Source organism: Neptunomonas sp. CHC150, from assembly GCF_030397555.1.
In the GTDB taxonomy this organism is placed as follows: Bacteria; Pseudomonadota; Gammaproteobacteria; order Pseudomonadales; family Balneatricaceae; genus Neptunomonas; species Neptunomonas phycophila.
The window spans coordinates 37,557-56,627 of record NZ_JAPNXU010000001.1 but is presented as its reverse complement, the minus strand read 5'-3'; the positions used below and the strand labels follow the sequence as shown (position 1 = coordinate 56,627).

The following is a 19,071-nucleotide window of genomic DNA, read 5'->3' as shown; positions in this document are numbered from 1 at the left end:
TTAGCTTAGCTATAATGAAAAATACGCTAACATACAGGCAACCTTCATCTCGCAGGCGCAGGAGCCAGCATTGACAGCCAATCAGCAACCCTTGCTACAACTAACATATATACGGTTTGTCGTTATTTGCGCGCAAACATGCGCACTAACCTTCGCGATTTTATACCTGCACCTTCCTATATCACCTTGGTTCTCAGGAAGTGCATTATTACTGCTCGCCTTCCTTAACTTAGTCACTTACGCGCGTCTACACTCCGCTTTCCCCGTGACCTCACTCGAACTGTTTAGCCAACTGCTAGCAGATTGCATCATTTATGGTTTTTTGTTGTACCACACCGGTGGTGGTACTAATCCCTTTGTATCCATGCTGCTTATTCCTCTCATCATTGCGGTAATGACACTTGAGAACCGCTATATATGGATCATCGGTATTCTAGTCTCACTCATGTACGGCATTCTGCTACGTGACTATGTACCCATTACCCCCATGTTTGGCCACCAGCACGGTGTCACGGATTATTTAGATATCCACATGGTGGGTATGTGGATCAACTTTTTAATGACCGCAATTGTCATTACTTACTTCATCACACACCTTAACCGTTCTCTGCAAGCGCAACAAAAAGCCCTCATTGAAAGTCGCGAAACAGCCATCCACAACCAGCAGTTACTGTCTTTAGCCACCATTGCTGCCGGCACCGCTCACGAACTCGGCACACCTTTAGGCACCATGCGAGTGCTACTACACGAAATGAGCAAAGACCCCCGGCTCGATACCGAACAGCAAGAAGACCTCGACTTACTTCAACAGCAAGTTCAAGTATGCGCGGGTAAACTAAAAGAAATGGCTCGATCAGTAGAAGAAGAACAAAGCAGCGAGCACACGACCTTGGCTACTGAGTTTATGCAAGACATCATAGAACAGTGGAAGATAACGCGCCCCGAAGTCACCTTCACTCTAAATGTTAAGGCCGATTTGCCCCCTGATTTGCGCAGTACTACAGCGCTGCGCCAAGCCATACTCAACTTACTCAATAATGCAGCCGACGCAAACCCCCAAGGCATACGCATCAGCCTCACGTGGGATAAAGACGATGTTTTCATACGCATTCGCGACTTCGGCCCCGGTCTACCTATCGAGCAGGCAGACCAGCTAGGAAAGCCCTTTATCACCACCAAAGGAGGTGGGCTTGGTATAGGTCTATTTTTAACGTCATCGACTATCGCAAGTTACGATGGCGACGTACAACTCTATAATGCAGAAGACTCGGGTACTATTACCGAAGTGCGTTTATCTCGGAGAGCTGTTCATGGTTGATACTGAAAAGTTTTTAATCGTAGATGATGACCCCACTTTTACGCATATATTGGCTCGTACTATGTCAAGGCGGGGGTTTGAAACGCAGGTTTGCCAGAATGCAGAAGCTGTACCCGACTTATTAACGACGTGGACCCCCGACAAAGCCACCTTAGACCTAAAAATGGATGGCGCCTCGGGGCTTACTATTATTGAACATTTAAAAGCCGCTAACCCCGCGATTAAAATCGTTATTTTGACCGGCTACGCCAGCATTAATACCGCTGTCGAAGCCATCAAACTCGGTGCTACCCAATACTTACCTAAGCCCGCCAATGCCGATGAAATTTTAGCCGCCTTAGACAGCCAGCCAACAGGAGATGCCAGCACCCCCGTGGCAAACTCGCCTATGTCGGTTAACCGCTTAGAATGGGAACATATCAACAAAGTGCTAGCCGAGAATAACGGCAATATATCTGCTACAGCGCGCGCCTTGGGTATGCACCGGCGAACCCTACAACGAAAGCTCGACAAGCGACCGGTCAGACGTTAGTACAACAAAATACGTTACTGCTCATCAATGTAAACGCGCGCATCAAACGTGCGTATCCAATCCGGATAAAACACCATAATACCGGTCATCAAAATGCCGTTCATCAGTGCTTCGGGGAACATGATAAGAGGAAGGTAGTTAATGTATTCGTGCTGAATTTTTGCCCACGGATACACATCGCTTACCCATAATAATAAAGACATTGCCGTACCCGATACAGCAACGACCACAGCCGCTCCCAAGAACCCGCAACCGAACAGGTAAACAAAAAAGTTCTTAGGTAAGAGACGACCAATCCAACTTTGAATAAAGTGCGTTAACAATGCTGGCAGCACCACTAAACAGACCCCATTTGCCGTAAAACCTTGCCAGCTCTCTTTACCGAGTACCGTCATGGCTAGCAACACTAACGTAGCCGACAAGATGGCGAGGTCCCAGCCGAGTATCAGGGTTAACGCCGTCACCCCTAAAAAGTGGATGCTCAACCCAGGTGAAATACCGGCACGCATAACCCACATCACCATTAATACGACAGTCACTGCGAAAAAAAGATGCTGCAAGCGGCGTTCATTGACCAGCAAATCCCATGGCGCTTTTATGCTAGCCGCCATCAACCCCACAACAAAAAGTACGTGGATAACCCAAAGCCAAGAACCCGTTAACAAACCGTCGGTAATGTTCATAAAAAGTTACTGATCCGTCCCAAACATGTATACATAATCGTTAGGCTACGCGTAAATGGCAGTGAGACCTTGATACACATCAACGAACTCAGCACCAAACTCTTACCGGCCCAAATAGTGCAAAGGCACGGCAGTCGTATCAATGACTTTACGCATAATAAATGCCGACTTAACCCCTGTAACCCCGCTGATGCGAGTGATCTTACCCAGCAAAATATCGTGATAGCTATCCATATCAGCAACAGCAACTTTCAATTGGTAATCAGCATCATGACCGGTAATAAGGTAACACTCCATCACCTCTGGTATGTCGCCAATAGCTTGCTCAAATGCCTCGAAACGTTCAGGGATATGCTTGTCCATACTAATATGTAACAAGGCTATTAAGTTAAGCCCCACCTTTCTTTCATTTACGCGCACGACCTGCCGCTCGATGACACCGCTCTCTTCTAACTGCTTAACTCGGCGCGAACAGGGTGCCGCCGTTAGCCCTATTCGATCCGCCAAATCTTGGTTTGATATGGATGCGTCTCGCTGAAGCTCGTGCAATATTTTTATATCAAACCGGTCTAGATCCACATTCAACATCACCACACCTCAAATACTCGCAATAAAAACAAAACAAAAACTATAAAAACATACAAATTATTGCGCTTCAATTGTATTAAGAGACATTTTAGCAAACCTATTGCGCATCGTTAGGCGTAGACTACTCATCAATAGGAAGTACACAGGAATCTGCCAGCACACATTTATCCATAAGTGCAGAGTATTCGATTAACCGGATTGAATATGGCAAGCATCTAAACAGCACCCCGTTTAGAAAGCATCCTTAGCTTACCCAGCGTTAACTGTGCTGCTTCCTTGTATATCTTTGATCAAGAATCACCCTTAACTACCGTAGCTCACAAGGCAGGGAACACCATGTTCGACCATCGTAAATACCGTCCATTCACACCTATTCGCTTGACTGACCGCACTTGGCCAGACAAGCAAATTACAAGCGCACCTGATTGGTGTAGCGTTGATTTGCGTGATGGCAACCAAGCACTTATCAACCCGATGAATATCGAACAAAAAACACGTATGTTCCTGCTGCTAGTAAAGTTAGGGTTTAAAGAAATCGAAGTGGGCTTTCCATCAGCATCCCAGCCAGACTTTGATTTTGTACGCAAGTTGATCAATGAAGACATGATCCCTGACGACGTGACTATTCAAATTTTAACGCAAGCACGTGAGGATCTTATCTCCCGCTCGTACGAAGCACTCAAAGGCGCTAAGCAAGCCATTGTTCATGTGTACAACTCAACATCGACCGTTCAACGCGAGCAGGTCTTTGGGATGGATCGCGATGGCATCAAAGCCATTGCTGTTCAAGGCGCTAAATGGGTACGCGAGTACGCATCACAAAACCCAGAAACCCATTGGTCATTTCAATACTCTCCCGAAAGCTTTACGGGCACAGAAATGGACTACGCAGTGGAAGTATGTGATGCCGTTATTGCCGAATGGAAACCTGAAACCGGCCGTAAAGTCATTATCAACTTACCCGCGACAGTCGAAGTGTCTACACCGAATGTATACGCCGATCAGATCGAGTATTTTTGCCGCCACATCAGCCAACGCCAACATATTACTATCAGTCTTCACACACATAACGACCGCGGCTGTGGTGTCGCTGCCGCTGAATTGGCCGTTATGGCCGGAGCCGACCGTGTAGAAGGCACCTTAATTGGCAACGGCGAACGCACGGGTAATATGGATATCGTCACCATGGGTATGAACTTATATTCCCAAGGCGTCGATCCTGAGTTGGATTTTTCCAACATCAAAGAAATTATAGAAGTCGTTGAGTTTTGTACCGAATTACCCGTCTCTGCACGTCACCCATGGGCTGGCGAACTCGTCTATACGGCATTCTCAGGTAGCCACCAGGATGCGATTCGTAAATCGATCAGCTACCACGAGCAACATAACCTTGAACACTGGGACGTGGCTTACTTACCCATCGACCCGCGTGACATTGGCCGCGAATATGAAGCCGTTGTTCGTATAAATAGCCAAAGTGGCAAAGGCGGCGTGGCGCTTGTTTTAGAGCGAGACTACGGTATACAACTGCCTAAGTGGATGCATGGAGCTATCAGTAAAGTCGTGCAAAAGGCTTCAGAAAATACCGGGGCTGAAATCACCTCATTACAAATCAAATCTCTTTATGATGAGCACTTTGCAGCGATTGACCCCCAATGGGCATTATCAGGCTACGACCTGCATACTGATGCCGGGATAGTAAAAGGCACATTTAAAGTCCCAGCTGTTCAACCACCGCTGCAAGGTAAAGGCACTGGAGCAATCGAAGCCTTAGTTCAAGCGCTAGAAACCGCTTATGGTGTAACTATTCGCGTCACTCATTTTGATGAAAACGCGCTCACCGAGGGGACTAACGCCCAAGCTCAAGCCTGTATTGCACTGGATATAAACGGTAGCACCTATTGCAGTGTTATCATCGCAGAAGATACATCTGCCGCTAGCTTACAAGCCGTGCTCAGTGCCTTTAGCCGCCGCCAAATTGAGCAAGTACACGCGGCGTAAGTTTACTCCCTAAAAGCCCTTTGCCTCCCGGTCAAGGGGCTTAACACCATGGTGCTCACTGCCGTGTGCACCGCTATACCCCGCTTTACATACGCTCTCTGCCAAACCCCTCAATCAAGCCTTCACACGAAATATGCAACGCTCTTATTCAAACATTGGGCTGCCAACTAGTTAGCCAGCTAACTATAATGCAATCTAATTAGCCTGCTAACTTTATTAAGCACTTTTATATTCACCCACTACTGAGTTTCCCGTGTCTAAACATTCACCTACATCCCCGCCACTAAACGAGTCCGCCCGTAATCGATCGTTTGGGTTGCAAATAGGCCACCTGCACCGCTTATGGCGAGCTTCGATAACAAGCGTGGTCCAGCCACTCGATATGACCGAATCACGATGGACCGCCATGGTGCATCTGAGCAAGCTGGGTGAAGGCTGCTCTCCGCGAGCACTCGCGAATGAACTAGCCATAGAAATGCCCTCACTAACCCGTACATTAAACCAACTGCAAGAGCACGGTTTAATCGAGCGGCGACAGCACCCAAGTGACAAACGCTCCCAGTGCTTGTGGTTCACACCTAAGGGACGTGATCGGCTTACTGAGCTTAACCACTATATCCACGAGGTTAGAGAGGCTTTTTATCAAGGGGTGACTGATGAAGAGCTGGAAGCGGTGAGCGACACACTAACGCGCATGGAAAACAATGCAAAACGCTGGTTAACCCATGTCGATAACGAGGAAGATCAACTATGACCCCCGATCAACTGTTCAAACGCTGGGTGCATAGAGCGCTCGTCCTGTTTGCCGTTCTCTTTATCTATTTTTTGGGCGCCGATTTATGGATGCCAGTGTCGACTCACTCGCGCGTTATGCATCCAGTCGTGCGTGTAGCACCCGAAGTCGGAGGACAAATTACAGCCGTCCATGTTATTAACAACCAACCGGTGCAACAGGGTGATGTTTTATTTACGCTGGACAAGCAAGCGTATCAATTGGCCGTCACTAAAGCCGAACTAGCGGTTAAAGCCGCGGTTAAAACCAATCAACAATTAGACGCCTCTATAATTGCCGCCAAAGCCAGTGTCGCTGCCGCGACAGCCGATGTGAATGAGTTATCCAAAGAACAAAAGCGTCTATCGCGCCTGTTAGCTAATCGCAATATAGGGCAACAGCAATACGATCAAATACACGCGAGCTACTTGGCTGCTTTGGCGGTACTCGAAGAAGCAAAGTCAAAAGAAAACCAAGCCACCGTCGAACGGGGTCTTAAAAGTGACCAAAACCTCTTACTCAAGCAAGCCGAAAATAATCTAGCTGATGCAAAGCTCGCACTCTACTACACCGATGTTCGCGCCAAAGTAGACGGTATCATTACCAACTTACAGCTTGTCCCTGGTAACTATGCCAGTGCAGGGGCACCCGTCGCGGCCGTGGTCTCAAATGAAGCCGATATCATCGCTGACTTTCGCGAGAAATCACTCAGTAAGGCAGCCGTAGGCAATGAGGCAAGTGTCATTTTCGACAGCCTTCCAGGACAAGTATACGACGCACACGTGGTCTCTGTAGACGCCGGTGTTAAAGCGGGCCAACTAACCGCTGACGGCAACTTAGCCGACCCAGCCGAATCCGACCGCTGGATTCGAGACGCGCAATACATGCGTATACACCTGACGCTAGACGAACACCCCGAGCTGCTGGCTTCACTCCCCACCGGCGCACGCAGTACCGTACAGCTTTACCCTGTTTCCGGGCTAGCCGCTTGGTTAGGGCATATCCAAGCCCACCTAATTAGTTGGCTGCATTATGTCTACTAAGCGCTTATTCAAAGTTAGCTTATTACCTAGGAGGTATCGGCCTTCAGTCACGGGGCCTTATGCGCAAACACTGTCTGCCAATGATGTGCAAATGTGCTTGCGCGCTGCCTTCGGCGGCACCTTAGGTTTTATCATCTGCAAACTGATGAATTGGAACTATGGCGCTTTTTTTGTCGTTTACCCCATGCTGTTACTCGCGTTGGTGCCTGTGTTAAATGGGCATGTGATCCGTCAATTTTTAGCCAGCATGGTGCTCATCAGCTTTTCTACACTTTTTGTACAAGGTGCTCTTGGTGACCGACCTATCCCAATGACAATGACAGCTATGGTGATGTTTGCAATTCTCTTTCGCTGCATGAGCCAAGGCCCCTATTTCTTATTTGGTGCCTTAGGTATTACCGGGTTATCTATTCAGCTGCATTTTGCTAGTTATCCGTACCCATCGACTCATGTAAGCGACATGGTCATGTCTAACATAGCAGCCACCTTTGTGACGATTCTTATCGCTATGTTGATGCATACGTTTTTTCCTGATGCCGAGCCGCGAACACCACGAAAACCACCACCCAAACCGGCTAGTAATTTACGCCATGAAATAATCTTAACCACAACGGTAGCGACCTTGTCTTTCATTGTCTTTCAAATACTGGATTTAAAAGGCTCGCTCTCCGCACAAATGGCTTCGATTCTTATCTTGTTTCCCCTTAACTGGCACGGCGCTGGCAAAGCGGCATGGAACCGAGCCGTCGGAACGCTGATTGGTTGTAATGTAGGGTTATTAATTCAGTTCGTGCTGCTAACACACTCTAATATGCTGCTATTTGTTAGCTTTGGACTGTGGTTTAGCATCATGCTATTTGCACGACACCACGCACATGAAGGCGGCGGGTCTGGAGCGGGTTTTGGTGCAATGACGACCATGGCTATCTTATTTGGGCAATACTTAACCCCCACTCAAGATTTGGTCTACAACGCCTTATACCGGTTTACATCGGTCTCGGTCTCAGTCGTATTCACCTTACTGGTCATCTACCTAATGCACCTGCTCCTCAACCGCTTTGAAGCAACACGCCTATACATTAATTAAGTTGGACGCGCGCTTTTGTTTGCTCGGCTATAAAGGTACGCAAAAAGCGCACCGGCTAATGCTCCAAATAGGTGGGATTCAAAGGAAATGCGCGGGTCCGTGGGTAATACGCCATAAGCCATTCCGCCATAAAATATCACCACGACCAGCGCTATTAATATGTTAATTAATCGACGGTCAAAAAACGCCATCGCAATCAAAATGCTCCACAAACCAAAAATCCAGCCACTAGCCCCAATATGCAATGCGCTGCGTCCAAACAGCCAAACCAACAAACCTCCCACGGTAATAACAAACACGCTAGCGGCTAGCCAAAAGCGAAGCGAGCGCACCATACAAATAGCACTGAAGACCGTAAGACCAATCAGATTATTGACTAAGTGGCCGAGACTACCGTGAATAAAAGGCGCGGTAAAAATATGCACTAAGCTGCCAGTGTCGCGTGGAATAATCCCCCAATACGCCAATGAGACTGGGAGCACATTGTCTATCACATAAAGGCCCGCCATGCTGCCAATCAAAATAAGCAGCACCGTGATATTGGTGGATAAATGATCAGAAAAAGAACGCCGATTAGTCACCTGAAAAATACTCGCTAATGGTTATGGTTATTAATCACTAGGCATACAGCAGTGCTTATAGCGCTTTTTGCTGCCGCATGGGCATCGCTGCTTACGCTTAACTCGCACATCCTTTTCGATGGCCATCACATCTTGTTGATAGAACTCCGATAATGCATCAAATAATTTAGGATGCTTATCTTTCATCATCTGGGGGCGCTCAAAAAAATACTCAGACGCTACCGCAAAAAACTCAACACGGTTGGTGCTGGCATAATCACCAATGTTGCTTTTACGTTTCACTATCTCGTTCGTTTTGTGACGAACCAATTCAAACCAAGGGATGGAATAGGCATATTCTTTAAAACGCTCTGGGTAGCCATCACACTCGCCATCCAACATATCTATAAGATGTACAAACTCATGAATACCCACATTATGTTTATCTTTACTATTAGCAAAGCCTTGATAGAGCGCTGAGCGACACAACGCCATTTTGCCCGCCATAGGCCCAGTGCCCGCCATAGGCCCAGTGCCCACCATACCGGTGATACGAGAATCCGCCTTACCGCATTCAAATTGCTGGTTAAAAGCAGCAGGTAATAGGTAGACGGCTTTTAAATTAAAATAGTGCCACTTGGGGAAGCCCCATACAGGGATGATGGCACTTGCGGCGACTAACATCCTATCCTTGTCAGTCACCTCAAACTGCCCCGCCTCAACCGCTGTGGTAGCTAAGAATAGCGCAACTCGGTGCTCAAAAAGGGCCTTATCTTCTTCGCTGAGTACTCGATAAAAAGCGACATTAGCCGTCAAAATATGACTCCACTCAGGCTGCCACTCAACCGGCACAGGCGCTTTAGAACGAAACAACCAAGTTGAGATTGCACTTAACCAACGTAAAATTTGAGTCACTCACTTTCCTTAAAGTTAGATGCTCAGCTGCATCAAGACAGCGTCTTGCTTTCCGGCCTCTGTCTGGTAATAACCCCGACGACGGCCATTTTCAACAAACCCTATTTTGGCATATAAACGTAACGCAGCCACATTGCTAGCGTTTACTTCTAGCAGTGCTACGGTGCAGTGCTGACTGCGCCAACGCGTTACCAATGATGACAGGAGCTGGGATGCCACACCTTGGCCTGCATACGCAGGGTGTGTTGCTATTTGATAGAGCTCTACTTCGTCCAACACCACTCGGCTAATTGCAAAAGCGATCAAACGGTCTTGGTCATACACCCCCATATTTAATGTGTCAGGATGCTGTAGATGCGCCAATAACTGAGATTCAGACCACGCCTCATGTGGCAAACAACAGGTCTCTAGTACTCGAATGGCTGGTATATCAGATGCTGCGAGTGCCGCTACTCGATAACGATTCATTAGGATAACGAGCTAGCCGTATCATCGGCGGGCGTAACATAGGCCGCCAAGGGGAGTAAGGCTTGTAAATCTTGCCAGACTTCTTTTTTACACTCGGGGATTTGCAGCATTTGCGTGAGGCTATGGCTGATAACGACCTTAGCGTCGCTACGATAATTAAACACCATACCCCGCATATCATCGATGCTTTCTTCTCGCTGCATCACCATTTGCGCCGCACTTTCGCCCAGTAAAATAATAGGCCGCGGCGGGTGATCTGCTAAGACTTTTTCCAGCTTATATCTGACCGCTTCAGACGCGACCGTACGACCTTGATTTAACGCATCACCGACTAAAATAGGCCACGGCAGCACATAAGGCGATGCGACCAATTCGGCGTTAGCCCCCATGGCGCGTATCATATTCACACACAGGCGCTGGTGCCGATCAAGATTCTGACCTACACGCCCTTGTGGCGGCATGCTATCGATAACAATGGCTTGCTCAAATAGCCAAAACGCCAAACGGAAAGTAGGGATCTCTTCTTTATGTTGTCGTGGCTTAATTTCGATATTCGCCGCCAGTTCTGCGGCTGGGGAAGGCGCGCCCTGGGGCGCCGTTGCGTTATCGGCGTTCTCTTGCTTAACCCCTGTTGGCTTATTGGTAGTTAACGCATTCAAACCCGCCTGTAACTGATCTCGCGCATGACCAGATGACAATGGAGGTGATTTTTGTAAAGCATCAGCAAGCTGGTGCGTTGTCTGATGAGCCACCTCAACTTCGTGAGCACTGTGGTGGTTTTCATGGCCACCGGCATCGTCCAAGTCATCAAACCCTTCACTGCCATAATCACCATACAAAAACGTATTAACCCAGTCAGGAGAGGCTTTAGCTGCCGGTAACGCCGTACGAGGCAACCAACTACTGATGCCCATCGCCTGTAAATAATCGTGCCGACGTTGTTCCGAATCCATTGTTAAAGCCTTACCTGATTGAGTGTCGTTGGCGAATACCCGCGAGGAGCTAAACGCCGCTGCCTTGAGGGTGCGCCTTTTGAACCGTCGAAGCCATTAAGTTTAGCGCGTGTATATAAGCTTTAGCCGATGCAATAATAATATCGGTATCAGCACCTAATCCATTGACTATGCGCCCTGCTTTTTCTAAACGCACGGTCACTTCGCCTTGTGAATCAGTGCCACTGGTAATCGCATTAACCGAGTAAAGCTCCAAACTCGCATCCGATTGCACAATCGATTCAATGGCTTTTAGCGCCGCATCAACTGGCCCACCACCCGTTGCTTCGGCTTTATGCTCTTCACCATCGACCATCACCGTAATCTGCGCCAAGGGAGTTTCCCCTGTCTGTGATGTGACATTTAAAGACGACAACTTATATTTCTCGTACGCATCTTCAGCACGCGTATCCGACACTAACGCCATTAAATCTTCATCATAGATTTCATGCTTTTTATCCGCTAATTCTTTAAAGCGAGCAAAAGCATGGTTGAGTTCTACATCAGTATTGAAGCTGGTACCCAGCTCTTCTAAACGCGAGCGAAACGCATTGCGGCCTGAGTGCTTACCCATAACCATACGGTTAGTGTTCCAACCAACATCTTGCGCCGTCATGATCTCGTAGGTTTCACGGTGCTTTAGCACGCCGTCCTGATGGATACCGGACTCATGAGCAAAGGCATTAGCGCCGACAATCGCTTTGTTTGGTTGAACAGGAAAGCCCGTGACACTCGATACTAGACGCGATGCAGGAACGATCTGTGTCGTATCAATACTGGTTTCCAACCCCAAACGGTCTTTACGGGTGCGCAAAGCCATCACCACTTCTTCTAATGACGCATTACCCGCACGCTCACCTAAGCCATTAATGGTACATTCTACCTGACGCGCACCGGCACTCACCGCTGCAAGCGAATTAGCAACCGCCAAGCCTAAATCGTTATGGCAATGCACAGAGAAAATCGCTTTGTCTGCATTTGGAATACGTTGCAATAATTGCGCGATAGTATGGCCAAACTCTTCGGGTACCGCATAACCCACGGTATCGGGAATGTTAATAGTACGAGCACCAGCGTCGATAACCGCTTCGATGATACGGCACATAAAGTCCATCTCAGAGCGGCTAGCATCTTCTAACGAAAACTCAACATCATCAATTAAGTTGCGCGCACGTTTAACGGCGTGCACAGCGTTTTCGACTACGCGATCAGGTTCCATTTGAAGTTTATACTTCATATGAATAGGCGACGTTGCAATAAAGGTATGAATACGGCCCGATGCAGCATTACGCAGCGCCTCTCCTGCACGGTCGATGTCGGCATCAAGCGCGCGAGATAACGAGCACACCGTGCTTTCAGTAATGGCATTAGCAATGGCCTGCACTGATGCAAAATCACCTGGCGAAGCAATAGCAAAACCCGCCTCAATGACATCAACACGCATTTTCTCTAACTGTTTGGCAATACGCAGCTTTTCATCACGAGTCATTGACGCGCCCGGACTTTGTTCTCCGTCACGTAAGGTAGTGTCAAAAATAATAACGCGATTATCTTGTGTCATAGCTGGCAGCTCCGCTCGGTTGTCTCTTGTAGGACGCTATTTGATGAGCGATAGTTTAACGCAAATGGCCGTTTTACGTCATATTTAGATCACACTTACAGCGCTAGTTACATGATATACAAAAGCTATCAGCCTCATTGATAAAGAGTTATTGATAATCATTATCAATAACGTAATATAGCGACTACATTAAAAGGGATTAGGTAATGACTCCGTTCGATTTTGATACGCAAATAGATCGCCGTGGCACGGCCAGTGAAAAATGGGAACGCTACCGCGATACCGACATTTTGCCCATGTGGGTGGCTGATACCGATTTTATGTCGCCACCGGGTGTTATCAAGGCGCTGCATGAACGGATTGACCACGGCATATTCGGTTACACCGAAGCGCCAGAATCGCTCGTGCAAACCGTCATTAAGCGAATGGCCAGCGAATACAACTGGTCTATCGAAAGCGATTGGATAGTTTGGCTACCAGGCTTAGTGTGCGGCCTCAACTTAGCCTGCCGCGCTGTTGGCACGTCTCAAGATACCGTTATAGCGCCGCAACCTATTTATCCTCCGTTTGTCACAGCACCCCGCTTGTCCGACCGTTATGTTACTCAAATCCCAATGGTCGATCACGGCCAGCGCCGAGTACTGGATTTTGATGCGTTAGAAGCCAACATAACGGAGCAAACGCAGCTGCTATTGTTTTGTAACCCGCACAACCCAGGCGGCACCGTCTATAAACGAGAGGAATTAACTCGTTTAGCCAGTATTGCAGAACAACACAATATAACGATTTGCTCGGACGAAATTCATTGCGATCTCATTCTGGAACCAGGGTTAGTCCATATTCCTCTTGCCTCCATTTCAGAGACAATAGCACAGCGTACCATCACCCTGATGGCTCCGAGCAAGACCTACAATATTGCAGGCCTTGGCTGTTCGTTTGCCATTATTCCTAACCCTCAGTTACGTCGGCAGTTTAACCAAGTACGTAAAGGCATCGTGCCTAGTGTCAATTTACTTGGTTACACCGCCGCCGAGGCCGCTTACGCGACCGGTGACGAGTGGAATACAAAACAACTGGACTACTTACGTGCGAATCGCGATTACCTCGTCAAAGAAATCAATCAAATACCTGGGTTGTCGTTATTGCCGATAGAAGCAACCTACCTGGCTTGGATCGACATTTCGGGGGCAAAACTTGAAAACCCAGTTCGTTTCTTTGAAGAAGCCGGTGTCGGTATGTCACCCGGACGCGACTTTGGTGATGATCGCTACATGCGCCTTAACTTTGGTTGCCCACGAGCACTACTTGAAGAAGCGATACGCCGCTTGCGCATAGCCCTTATTAACCATCTACCCGTATAAGTGGAACGTATTAAAAGGCAAACAGTCGGAAAAACGGATTAACGTTCTACTTAAACAATGATCAAAACGTACATAGCCACTTAACACAGGTACTTTTACAGGAACTTAGCTCCCCATGGAAACACAAGCCTCGATATCAACCGCGCAACCCAATCAGTCGATTGCATTTTTTAGTCAACTCATTGATGAGATGAAACGCCATCCGCTGATCACAGCCGGTTTCATGCTCACTGTTATTGCGGTGATTGTATTAGTGCTGATTGAGTACAACGCGCTGGGGGGACAAAATATCCGTTTCAACCATGCCATGCTGGGAAGCCTAGTCAGTTTTAGTACCACGGCCCTTGGCGCGTGCGGCGTTTTACTATTGCGTGGCCTTTCAACAAAAATAGAAGACAGCATGCTGGGGTTTGCCGCCGGTATGATGATGGCCGCCAGTGTGTTTTCTCTTATTATCCCTGCCTTAGATGCCTCAACCGAAATCCTTGGCAAACCCGCTTTATCACCCTTTATTGTGGTTATTGGTTTAGCGATGGGCGTGATGTTAATGCTGGGGCTAGACCGCTTTACTCCACACGCCCATGCACACAGCGGTACGTTTGGCCCCGGACGCGACCGCCTCAGTGGCGTTTGGTTATTTACGATGGCCATTACCTTGCACAACTTACCCGAGGGAATGGCTATTGGTGTCGGGTATGCCGGTGGTGATGATACCGTTGGCTTAGCGATCACATCCGCTATTTCTATTCAAAATATACCTGAAGGCTTAGCCGTAGCGATGGCCTTGCGCGCGGCCGGTATTCGCCCCTTACTCGCTCTCATTGTCGCGGCGGGGAGCGGATTAATGGAACCCATTGGTGCCTTTATTGGCGTAGGTGTCGCCAGCGGCTTACCGCTAGCTTACCCGCTAGGTTTAAGTCTTGCAGCCGGCGCCATGTTGTTTGTCGTATCGCATGAAGTCATCCCAGAAACACATCGCAATGGCCACCAAACCCCAGCAACTATTGGCTTGATGGGTGGGTTTGCCGTCATGATGGTATTGGATACAGCCTTAGGGTAATAGCCGCCTACCGCTGTTAAGCCCTTATTCTGATTAGGCCGTGCGCCATATAAACCACCAACAACATATACGTTTAAATAAATATGTTGTCGGTGGTTTTTTTCTGTTCTATCATGTGCGCTGCACAGATGGAGCCGGTATGACACACTCTCAAGCCACAACAACAGACGTCTTAACCCCATTAAAGCTATTTAAGCTCTTGTCGGATGAAACACGCCTAACCACCCTTCTTTTACTACGTGAGAAAGGAGAACTGTGCGTGTGCGATATTACGTCGGCGCTACAGCAGTCGCAGCCTAAGGTCTCTCGGCACTTAGCCATGCTAAGGGAAAGCGAGTTACTATTAGATCGTCGAGAAGGTAAGTGGATTCACTATCGTTTGTCGCCCAACATACCTGCATGGGCTGCTCAGATCATCGAGCAGGCATGGCAGTGCAACTATGATGATATTAAACAACTCACCCAACACGCGCAGAGTACATCACCTACTTTAGGTAAATCTGTTTGCGTATAACTTACTAAAAAATTTTACCTTAACATATATGAAATATCATATCTGTATAAAGAGAACCCTATGATACTCGCAAGCATAATATTCATCACAACATTAATACTCGTGATTTGGCAGCCCAAAGGACTAGGTATAGGCTACAGCGCGATATTAGGGGCTATAGCGGCATTGGCTACGGGCGTGGTTAGCTTTGACGACATCCCAACCGTGTGGGCAATCGTCTGGAACGCTACCGCCACTTTCATAGCCGTTATCATCATCAGCCTTTTGCTGGATGAGTCAGGCTTCTTTGAATGGGCAGCGTTGCACATCGCTCGCTGGGCCAAAGGGCGGGGAAAATGGCTATTTACGTGGGTTATTTTACTCGGCGCAACCGTTGCCGCTATTTTTGCTAATGACGGTGCTGCGCTCATCCTTACGCCTATCGTTATTGCCATGCTATTGGCACTTGGATTTAGCCGAGGGGCAACGCTGGCCTTTGTGATGGCGGCAGGTTTTATTGCCGATGCCGCAAGCTTGCCGCTAATCGTCTCTAATTTAGTGAATATAGTCACCGCTGACTTCTTCTCGCTTGGTTTTAACGAATACGCTTCTGTTATGGTCCCCGTCAATGTGGCTGCTATTCTCGCCTCTTTAGTGACACTTCACTTATTTTTTCGCAAAGAAATCCCGATTGATTATGACGACAGCAAATTAAAAGCCCCTCGCCAAGCTATTCGCGATCACAAAACCTTTGTTATGGGCTGGGTTGTGCTCGCCATGCTACTAATCGGCTTTTTTGCTTTAGAACCTTTGGGAGTTCCCGTTAGCTTAGTCGCAGCTGTTGCCGCATTAGTGTTGTGGATAACCGCTAAGCGCGAACGCTTAATTGATACTCATAAAGTCATCAAGGGTGCCCCATGGCAAATCGTAGCGTTCTCTCTGGGTATGTATTTGGTGGTGTACGGCTTACGCAATGCGGGGCTAACAGACTTTATTTCAAATATCCTCAACTCATTTACCGAACATGGTATTTGGGTCACCACATTAGGCACTGGGTTCTTAACCGCATTTATGTCCTCAGTAATGAACAATATGCCTACGGTCTTAATTGGTGCGCTATCTATAGAAGGTAGCACCGCAACAGGCGTCCTCAAAGAAGCCATGGTTTATGCCAATATTATTGGCTGTGACTTGGGCCCTAAGATAACACCGATCGGTAGCTTAGCGACTCTTCTATGGCTGCACGTTCTTTCCCAAAAGAACATCCAAATTTCATGGGGGTATTACTTCAAAGTAGGTATTTTGATGACCACTCCTGTACTGCTCGTCACGCTAGCCGCCTTAGCGTTGCGCTTATCCATGTAATGCCCTTCAATTAACTGGGAGCTTGCTATGAGTCACATTACCATTTACCACAATCCAGCCTGCGGCACGTCACGTAACACACTGGCTTTGATCCGTAACAGCGGAGTAGAGCCAGAGATCATTCTCTACTTAGAAACGCCTCCCTCACGGGAGAAGCTCGTTTCACTCATTGCTGACATGGGTATACCTGTTCGCGCATTGCTAAGAACGAATGTTGAACCCTACCACGATTTGAACTTAGCCGAAGGGAGCTTCACAGAAGAACAAATTATCGATGCAATGATGGATCACCCTATCCTAATTAACCGCCCAATTGTTGTAACCCCTTTAGGTACGCAGCTGTGCCGACCGTCAGAAATCGTTTTGGATATTCTGCCCGATGCCCAGCAAGGCGCGTTTAGCAAAGAAGATGGCGAGCTCATCGTTAACGACCAAGGACAACGAGTTAAATAATGAATATTGATGATTTAAGCATGCCAGCGCTCCAATCAGAGCTGCTCGAACAGAATATGACCAAGACGGCCTGCAGCCCCACTCCTGTTGAACACCCACCGAGAATTCTCATGCTTTATGGATCACTACGTGAGCGCTCTTACAGCCGCTTAGTGACAGAAGAAGCCGCACGTTTATTAACAAGCATGGGGGCTGATGTGCGTATATTTAACCCGTCAGGCTTACCCTTGCCTGATGACGCGCCCGACACTCACCCCAAAGTACAAGAGTTACGAGAAATGGTACGCTGGAGTGAAGGTATGGTCTGGTGCTCACCTGAGCGTCATGGTGCCATGACAGGCATTATGAAAACACAGATCGATTGGATACCACTGTCTGAAGGAGCGGTTCGGCCATCCCAAGGAAAAACACTTGCCATCATGCAGGTCAGTGGCGGTTCTCAATCATTCAATGCCTTAAACCAAATGCGTATTTTAGGCCGTTGGATGCGTATGTTTACCATACCCAACCAATCATCCGTGGCCAAAGCATGGCAAGAGTTCGACGAAGCGGGCCGCATGCGCCCTTCCTCCTATTACGACCGTGTCGTCGATGTCATGGAAGAGTTAATGAAGTTTACGCTGCTACTTCGCGGTAACGTAGATCAGTTAACAGACCGCTACAGCGAGCGTAAAGAAACCGCTGCGCAGCTTATGGCCCGTGTCAACCAAGAGAAAATATAATCGCTTGGTAACACCGATGAGCTGGTGGCTCCTACACCAGCTCACCCACTTCGATACCCGCCTCTTGCTGCAACGCATCCTGAATAGGCTCGCCCCGGACTCTGGATACCGGAATCACCCCAGCCCAGACAGGCAACGCATGATCCTCTGCATCATCGATCGGTGCGCCCGCCCTCACTTTAGCGGAGACCTCTTCAATTCGAACACCAATCACTGTTGTGGCACGCAGCTCATTCGCATTAGGCGGCCGAGCGGTTAACGACCGGCCTTTATGCGTCTTCTCAAGCAACGCATCCAACACTCTCTTTTTTTCGGCTTCGTCTTCCACCAGCTCGGGCGTGCCAAAAAGCATCACAGATCGGTAATTAACAGAGTGATGAAATGCCGACCGTGCCATAACCAACCCATCTAAAATCGATACGGTTATGCACACTTTGCCTTGCTCAAGGATACTGCGAATCAGGCCATTTTTAACAGAACCATGAATATAGAGCACATCGTCAACACGCCAGTGCAAATTAGGTTGAACTACCGGCAAGCCATCTACCACGCCGCCCACATGACACATCGTCGCTTCATCTAAAATAGCATCGATCACCGCTTTATCGTACGTAGCCCGATTACCACCGCGCTTTACGCGTGTATGGGGTTTTACTGAATAAGATTCCATGAGCACCTCGCACTGTTTAACCATCATTCATCCAGATATAAACAGGGTAAAGACATTATCGGGCTAAATTAATACCCACTTTTTTACTTTTTAACTAGCCCACTTTAACCACATGGCAAGAGCCGTTAACATAGGAGAGAGCATTTACATTTCTTTACATGAGTACTTTGCGCCAATCCGTTGTCTATAAATGGGAACTCAAGAGACATACACGCAAAAGGACATACAATGAAAAACATCAAAGCAGCAATCCTTTTAGTACTCAGCCTGATTATCGGTGCGTTTTTAACCGTAGTAGGATTAGTTGTTGGCTGCGCCCTGTTTGTAGTGATTGCTATTAAAATGCGCTTATCTCCGGCTCGCAAACAGTCCGAAGAAGATGGCCACACCTATGATGCCGAATACCGGGTAATCAACGACTAACACT

21 protein-coding genes are annotated in these 19,071 nt (G+C 47.9%); 13 read left to right on the top strand and 8 right to left on the bottom strand.

Going from position 1 to position 19,071, the window contains the following annotated elements:
• The first annotated feature begins 70 nt into the window (after positions 1 to 70).
• Both OW491_RS00330 and OW491_RS00325 read left to right on the top strand, forming a co-directional pair.
• Positions 71 to 1,318: an ATP-binding protein gene (locus OW491_RS00330; RefSeq protein ID WP_075179751.1), complete on the top strand. Its 1,248-nt coding sequence runs from the start codon at positions 71 to 73 to the stop codon at positions 1,316 to 1,318.
• Positions 1,311 to 1,850, top strand: coding sequence for a response regulator transcription factor (locus OW491_RS00325; RefSeq protein ID WP_075173652.1), 540 nt, complete (start codon positions 1,311 to 1,313; stop codon positions 1,848 to 1,850). The genes OW491_RS00330 and OW491_RS00325 overlap by 8 nt, the downstream gene beginning before the upstream one ends.
• A gap of 14 nt (positions 1,851 to 1,864) precedes the next feature.
• Here OW491_RS00325 and OW491_RS00320 read toward each other — a convergent pair whose 3' ends face one another.
• Together OW491_RS00320 and OW491_RS00315 are read right to left on the bottom strand one after the other, a co-directional pair.
• Positions 1,865 to 2,533 carry an energy-coupling factor ABC transporter permease gene (locus OW491_RS00320; protein ID WP_290034336.1) on the bottom strand — a complete coding sequence of 223 codons (669 nt, stop codon included), beginning with the start codon at positions 2,531 to 2,533 and terminating at the stop codon, positions 1,865 to 1,867.
• A 102-nt stretch (positions 2,534 to 2,635) separates the two neighbouring features.
• Entirely contained in the window at positions 2,636 to 3,121 is a 486-nt protein-coding gene (locus tag OW491_RS00315; RefSeq protein WP_075173648.1) for an Lrp/AsnC family transcriptional regulator, read from the bottom strand.
• Between the two features lie 336 nt (positions 3,122 to 3,457).
• On the opposite strand from OW491_RS00315, the gene leuA reads away from it, so the two are divergent.
• The 4 genes from leuA to OW491_RS00295 all read left to right on the top strand — a co-directional run bounded on the left by leuA (position 3,458) and on the right by OW491_RS00295 (position 8,024).
• Positions 3,458 to 5,122, top strand: a complete 1,665-nt coding sequence (leuA, locus tag OW491_RS00310; RefSeq protein WP_290034335.1) for a 2-isopropylmalate synthase — start codon at positions 3,458 to 3,460, stop codon at positions 5,120 to 5,122.
• A gap of 253 nt (positions 5,123 to 5,375) precedes the next feature.
• Positions 5,376 to 5,876 (top strand): MarR family transcriptional regulator, encoded by a 501-nt coding sequence (locus OW491_RS00305; protein ID WP_290034334.1) that lies wholly within the window; start codon positions 5,376 to 5,378, stop codon positions 5,874 to 5,876.
• On the top strand, positions 5,873 to 6,937 hold the full coding sequence (locus OW491_RS00300) for an HlyD family secretion protein (RefSeq protein ID WP_290034332.1): 1,065 nt from the start codon (positions 5,873 to 5,875) through the stop codon (positions 6,935 to 6,937). The genes OW491_RS00305 and OW491_RS00300 overlap by 4 nt, the downstream gene beginning before the upstream one ends.
• Positions 6,927 to 8,024 (top strand): DUF2955 domain-containing protein, encoded by a 1,098-nt coding sequence (locus OW491_RS00295; RefSeq protein WP_290034331.1) that lies wholly within the window; start codon positions 6,927 to 6,929, stop codon positions 8,022 to 8,024. The genes OW491_RS00300 and OW491_RS00295 overlap by 11 nt, the downstream gene beginning before the upstream one ends.
• Here the strand turns inward: OW491_RS00295 and OW491_RS00290 are convergent.
• Genes OW491_RS00290 through OW491_RS00270 form a run of 5 tightly spaced genes read right to left on the bottom strand, consistent with a single transcriptional unit; the run spans position 8,021 to position 12,520 of the window.
• Positions 8,021 to 8,605, bottom strand: coding sequence for a rhomboid family intramembrane serine protease (locus OW491_RS00290; protein WP_290034330.1), 585 nt, complete (start codon positions 8,603 to 8,605; stop codon positions 8,021 to 8,023). The genes OW491_RS00295 and OW491_RS00290 overlap by 4 nt on opposite strands.
• Positions 8,606 to 8,635: 30 nt before the next feature.
• On the bottom strand, positions 8,636 to 9,499 hold the full coding sequence (locus OW491_RS00285; RefSeq protein WP_290034329.1) for a zinc-dependent peptidase: 864 nt from the start codon (positions 9,497 to 9,499) through the stop codon (positions 8,636 to 8,638).
• 15 nt (positions 9,500 to 9,514) lie between these two features.
• Positions 9,515 to 9,967 carry a ribosomal protein S18-alanine N-acetyltransferase gene (gene rimI, locus OW491_RS00280; RefSeq protein ID WP_290034328.1) on the bottom strand — a complete coding sequence of 151 codons (453 nt, stop codon included), beginning with the start codon at positions 9,965 to 9,967 and terminating at the stop codon, positions 9,515 to 9,517.
• Positions 9,967 to 10,920 (bottom strand): hypothetical protein, encoded by a 954-nt coding sequence (locus OW491_RS00275; protein WP_290034327.1) that lies wholly within the window; start codon positions 10,918 to 10,920, stop codon positions 9,967 to 9,969. Before OW491_RS00275 ends, rimI begins: the two co-directional genes overlap by 1 nt.
• A gap of 49 nt (positions 10,921 to 10,969) precedes the next feature.
• Positions 10,970 to 12,520 carry a 2-isopropylmalate synthase gene (locus OW491_RS00270; RefSeq protein WP_075173642.1) on the bottom strand — a complete coding sequence of 517 codons (1,551 nt, stop codon included), beginning with the start codon at positions 12,518 to 12,520 and terminating at the stop codon, positions 10,970 to 10,972.
• A 206-nt stretch (positions 12,521 to 12,726) separates the two neighbouring features.
• Between OW491_RS00270 and OW491_RS00265 the strand changes: the two genes are divergently transcribed.
• From OW491_RS00265 to arsH, 6 genes are all read left to right on the top strand, one after another.
• Entirely contained in the window at positions 12,727 to 13,881 is a 1,155-nt protein-coding gene (locus tag OW491_RS00265; RefSeq protein WP_290034326.1) for a PatB family C-S lyase, read from the top strand.
• 115 nt (positions 13,882 to 13,996) lie between these two features.
• Positions 13,997 to 14,941 (top strand): ZIP family metal transporter, encoded by a 945-nt coding sequence (locus tag OW491_RS00260; RefSeq protein WP_075173640.1) that lies wholly within the window; start codon positions 13,997 to 13,999, stop codon positions 14,939 to 14,941.
• 139 nt (positions 14,942 to 15,080) lie between these two features.
• Positions 15,081 to 15,455: a metalloregulator ArsR/SmtB family transcription factor gene (locus OW491_RS00255; protein WP_178969370.1), complete on the top strand. Its 375-nt coding sequence runs from the start codon at positions 15,081 to 15,083 to the stop codon at positions 15,453 to 15,455.
• 60 nt (positions 15,456 to 15,515) lie between these two features.
• Entirely contained in the window at positions 15,516 to 16,799 is a 1,284-nt protein-coding gene (locus OW491_RS00250) for an arsenic transporter (protein ID WP_075173639.1), read from the top strand.
• 27 nt (positions 16,800 to 16,826) lie between these two features.
• Complete coding sequence (arsC, locus tag OW491_RS00245; RefSeq protein ID WP_075173638.1) at positions 16,827 to 17,252, top strand: glutaredoxin-dependent arsenate reductase; 426 nt, start codon at positions 16,827 to 16,829, stop codon at positions 17,250 to 17,252.
• The gene (gene arsH, locus OW491_RS00240; protein WP_178969372.1) at positions 17,252 to 17,974 is read left to right on the top strand and encodes an arsenical resistance protein ArsH; all 723 of its coding nucleotides are present in this window, start codon (positions 17,252 to 17,254) and stop codon (positions 17,972 to 17,974) included. Before arsC ends, arsH begins: the two co-directional genes overlap by 1 nt.
• Before the next feature lie 31 nt (positions 17,975 to 18,005).
• Here arsH and OW491_RS00235 read toward each other — a convergent pair whose 3' ends face one another.
• A complete protein-coding gene (locus OW491_RS00235) occupies positions 18,006 to 18,644 on the bottom strand; it encodes a pyridoxamine 5'-phosphate oxidase family protein (RefSeq protein WP_290034322.1) in 639 nt (212 codons plus the stop codon).
• 228 nt (positions 18,645 to 18,872) lie between these two features.
• Here OW491_RS00235 and OW491_RS00230 point away from each other — a divergent pair, with 228 nt between their 5' ends.
• The gene (locus OW491_RS00230) at positions 18,873 to 19,067 is read left to right on the top strand and encodes a hypothetical protein (protein ID WP_290034321.1); all 195 of its coding nucleotides are present in this window, start codon (positions 18,873 to 18,875) and stop codon (positions 19,065 to 19,067) included.
• Positions 19,068 to 19,071: the final 4 nt, after the last annotated feature.

Excerpts from the sequence above, each read along its gene's own strand:
- OW491_RS00270 (WP_075173642.1), bottom strand. The coding sequence starts at position 12,520 with ATGACACAAGATAATCGCGTTATTATTTTTGACACTACCTTACGTGAC.
- OW491_RS00315 (WP_075173648.1), bottom strand. The coding sequence starts at position 3,121 with ATGTTGAATGTGGATCTAGACCGGTTTGATATAAAAATATTGCACGAG.
- OW491_RS00250 (WP_075173639.1), top strand. The coding sequence starts at position 15,516 with ATGATACTCGCAAGCATAATATTCATCACAACATTAATACTCGTGATT.
- arsH (WP_178969372.1), top strand. The coding sequence starts at position 17,252 with ATGAATATTGATGATTTAAGCATGCCAGCGCTCCAATCAGAGCTGCTC.
- OW491_RS00300 (WP_290034332.1), top strand. The coding sequence starts at position 5,873 with ATGACCCCCGATCAACTGTTCAAACGCTGGGTGCATAGAGCGCTCGTC.
- OW491_RS00255 (WP_178969370.1), top strand. The coding sequence starts at position 15,081 with ATGACACACTCTCAAGCCACAACAACAGACGTCTTAACCCCATTAAAG.
- OW491_RS00275 (WP_290034327.1), bottom strand. The coding sequence starts at position 10,920 with ATGGATTCGGAACAACGTCGGCACGATTATTTACAGGCGATGGGCATC.
- OW491_RS00230 (WP_290034321.1), top strand. The coding sequence starts at position 18,873 with ATGAAAAACATCAAAGCAGCAATCCTTTTAGTACTCAGCCTGATTATC.
- OW491_RS00320 (WP_290034336.1), bottom strand. The coding sequence starts at position 2,533 with ATGAACATTACCGACGGTTTGTTAACGGGTTCTTGGCTTTGGGTTATC.
- OW491_RS00260 (WP_075173640.1), top strand. The coding sequence starts at position 13,997 with ATGGAAACACAAGCCTCGATATCAACCGCGCAACCCAATCAGTCGATT.
- leuA (WP_290034335.1), top strand. The coding sequence starts at position 3,458 with ATGTTCGACCATCGTAAATACCGTCCATTCACACCTATTCGCTTGACT.
- rimI (WP_290034328.1), bottom strand. The coding sequence starts at position 9,967 with ATGAATCGTTATCGAGTAGCGGCACTCGCAGCATCTGATATACCAGCC.
- OW491_RS00235 (WP_290034322.1), bottom strand. The coding sequence starts at position 18,644 with ATGGAATCTTATTCAGTAAAACCCCATACACGCGTAAAGCGCGGTGGT.
- OW491_RS00325 (WP_075173652.1), top strand. The coding sequence starts at position 1,311 with ATGGTTGATACTGAAAAGTTTTTAATCGTAGATGATGACCCCACTTTT.
- arsC (WP_075173638.1), top strand. The coding sequence starts at position 16,827 with ATGAGTCACATTACCATTTACCACAATCCAGCCTGCGGCACGTCACGT.
- OW491_RS00265 (WP_290034326.1), top strand. The coding sequence starts at position 12,727 with ATGACTCCGTTCGATTTTGATACGCAAATAGATCGCCGTGGCACGGCC.
- OW491_RS00295 (WP_290034331.1), top strand. The coding sequence starts at position 6,927 with ATGTCTACTAAGCGCTTATTCAAAGTTAGCTTATTACCTAGGAGGTAT.